Here is a 2,836-nt window from a genome sequence, read left to right on the forward strand (position 1 = left end):
TGCTCGCATCCTGATCGCCGCGCTACACATGCCCCGGCACCGGCCCGCGCGGCTTGCTCTTCAGCCCCGCCGGGCCGTGCTCGGCGAAGCGCTTGCAGATGCCGAAAACCCCGGTCTGGGTCAGCCCGACCTGGGCTGCGATCGCGGCCTAGGTCTGCCCTGCCTGACGCAGCCCGATCACCTGTCGCCGGCGCTCCTCTTGCGCCTCTGGCGTCAGGCTCCGCATGTCCACGTGCTTCATGATGTCAGCTATTTGGGTACAACAGACCAGACCGTCAAGAACGCCGCGGCCGGCTCAATAGGTGGCCAGTGATAGATCCTCGACGAAGGATAGGCCTCTTACCTGCCGCCGCCAGCACCCCTGGACGCAGGTGCATCACGCGCCTTCAGCATGGGGTAGGAGCAACACCGACCAGATGAGGCACACTGCACTCAGAAGGTCGCACGCCATTGCGCTAGGGTTCACCAACGAGGTTGCGGCTCACCTCGGGCAGCGATGCTGCCGAAGTCACGCAACAGGACGGGGTCATGCGCAACATACGTAGAACGGAACCTTGGACCTCCGCCAAAAGGCGGATGTTGGACATGCTTGTGGCGAGCGTCTGCGTCACGGCTATCTATGCAGGCAGCGTATCTGGCGCGACCGCGCAAACACCCCCGTCTCGTGTCCCGCAGCAGATCGTCGGCGCATTCGATAACCTATTTGCTGGACCGCATGAAGGCCGCCGAGCCGTGCACGGCAACGGTATAATGCTTGAGGGTAGCTTCGTACCTGGCCCAAATGCCGCGCGGCTGAGCCGTGCCGTTCATCTGAACGGAGGACCGGTTCCCGTCCTGGTGAGATTTTCCGACTTCGCTGCTGTGCCAAGCTTATCAAATGGCGCGCCCGAGGCGAGCCCACGTGGTATGGCCGTCCGCTTCATGCTGCCGGACGGTGGCGACACCGATCTGGTCCTGCATTCCTACAACGGCTTTCCTGCTGCGACACCCGACGATTTCCTCGCTTTCCTGCGCTCCCTTCCCAACTCGGCCGTGCGTGATGCCTTCGCCGCCAGACATCCGGCCGCTCGGCGCTTCCTTGATGCTCCGAAGCCAACCCCCGTCAGCTACGCTACCGAGGCATACTTTGGGGTGAACGCCTTCCGTTTCACGAACGCTGAAGGACAAAGCCGATACGCCCGCTACCGTGTCATCCCGCACGCTGGGCAGGCCTACTTGTCTCCGTCAGAGACCGAAGCGCGTGCGCCTGACTTCCTCATTACCGAACTCGCAGGGCGGCTTGCTCACGGCCGTATCCGCTTTACGTTGGTCGCGCAGCTTGCCGTGGAAGGTGATGACGTTGCCGATGGGTCGGTCGCGTGGCCGAGCGACCGTCCAACCATAGAACTAGGTACGATTTCGCTGCGCGCTTTTGCTCAAGAGGGTGACGCCGCGCAGCGAGCGCTGCGTTTTGTTCCAACCAATCTTGTCGGAGGCATCGCACCGGGTCCTGATCCCATGCTCGCGGCGCGTACGCAGGCCTACAGAGTGTCCGCGGACCGGCGAGGGGCTGAGTGATGAGCAGTACCCGGACTCCCAGCCGAATGTCCCGTCCTGCCCTGACCGGGCTAGTGCTCATCGGCACACTCACAGTCCCTCTGCTCTGCTCCGCCGGTGGCGTGCTGGCAGTGACACAAAAAAGCCGAGCCTTCAGTACACGTGAGGCAAATGTCACCCGCGGCACTACCGTGCACTTCGGGAATGAAGACGACTATCCGCACCAGATCCGCGTGACTGGGCCAGGGCTCGATTTCGAAAGTGACCTGCAAGCATCGGGAGAAGTGGTGAATGTGACGCTCGTAGCACCAGGCGTGTATGAGGTGCGATGCGGCATCCACCCCCGCATGCGCATGACCATCAGTACGCACTGAGCGCTGTAGACGGACCAGGATGCGGGCCATGGGAATACGAGCAAGAATTTTCGCGGCGTGCCTGGCCATGGCCTCGGTCACGGTCCTTTTCGGCTGGTATGCCCGAACCGCCCAGCATGACCTGGGCGTTCTCGCTACTCGCATTTACGACGAAGCGTTCACGGCGATCAGCTATCTCCGCTCAGCTCAAAACGGCCTAAATCAACTCGAAGCGGATTGGCACCGCTCGGCTGTTAACCTCAGTCACAACGCCGGTGGTGATCTCTCCGGCGCTCTGCGTGACGTCCAGGAAGATTTGGATGTAGCAGGCGAGCGGTCGATGTCCGCAGCCGGGCGAAGTGCTGTTTACCGCGTCGGCACTGGGCTGCGTCAGCTCGCCGATGCGCTGCTTGCCAGCGAGCCGCACGACAGGATTGCGGCGTTGTTCGAAAAGTCCGGCCAGGATTTTGCGATGGCCGTAGAGGTTTACGCGGCCGATGGTTACCGTTATCGCCAACGTGCTGGCGAGATGGTAGGGCAGTCTGCGCGGCGTACTTGGCTTGCGATCGCGGCTGCCCTCTCAGCAGCGCTCGTGATCACGCTGGGGCTCACCCGGGCCATTTTGCCGCCGGTTCGGCGTGCTGTGCAGGTGGCCCAATCGGTGGCGGCAGGGAAACTGGACAACCGCATCGAAACGAGTGGGCGGTGCGAGATGGCAGACCTCCTGCGTGCACTTGCCACCATGCAGGAGAGTATCGCTGCCGATCGGGCTCGCATCGAAGCGCTTATCGCCGAGCAGGCGTCGAGCCATGCCGGAGAGCTCGCAGCTCAACATGCCAGACTGGATGCGGCGTTGAGCAATATGGTCCAAGGGCTCTGCCTGTTCGATGCTGACCGGCGGCTCGCTGTTTACAACTCTCGATTTGCGGAGATGTTCGGAGTACCAC

Annotated in this window: 4 protein-coding genes; all 4 read left to right on the top strand. The window is 62.4% G+C overall.

What is annotated here, in order from left to right:
• Window positions 1–313 (top strand): hypothetical protein (locus tag Q7A36_RS42140; protein WP_456306852.1); only part of this gene is annotated, 313 nt, incomplete at its 5' end.
• A 272-nt stretch (window positions 314–585) separates the two neighbouring features.
• Window positions 586–1,557 carry a catalase family peroxidase gene (locus Q7A36_RS39235; protein WP_305109217.1) on the top strand — a complete coding sequence of 324 codons (972 nt, stop codon included), beginning with the start codon at window positions 586–588 and terminating at the stop codon, window positions 1,555–1,557.
• A gap of 26 nt (window positions 1,558–1,583) precedes the next feature.
• The gene (locus tag Q7A36_RS41995) at window positions 1,584–1,910 is read left to right on the top strand and encodes a cupredoxin domain-containing protein (RefSeq protein WP_370655801.1); all 327 of its coding nucleotides are present in this window, start codon (window positions 1,584–1,586) and stop codon (window positions 1,908–1,910) included.
• A 28-nt stretch (window positions 1,911–1,938) separates the two neighbouring features.
• Window positions 1,939–2,836, top strand: an 898-nt coding sequence (locus Q7A36_RS39240; protein ID WP_305109218.1) for a PAS-domain containing protein, incomplete at its 3' end; no start/stop codon positions are given.

The sequence above is a fragment of the Paracraurococcus lichenis genome (assembly GCF_030657435.1).
Taxonomy (GTDB): Bacteria; Pseudomonadota; Alphaproteobacteria; order Acetobacterales; family Acetobacteraceae; genus Paracraurococcus; species Paracraurococcus lichenis.

Excerpts from the sequence above, each read along its gene's own strand:
- Q7A36_RS39235 (WP_305109217.1), top strand. The coding sequence starts at position 586 with ATGCTTGTGGCGAGCGTCTGCGTCACGGCTATCTATGCAGGCAGCGTA.
- Q7A36_RS41995 (WP_370655801.1), top strand. The coding sequence starts at position 1,584 with ATGTCCCGTCCTGCCCTGACCGGGCTAGTGCTCATCGGCACACTCACA.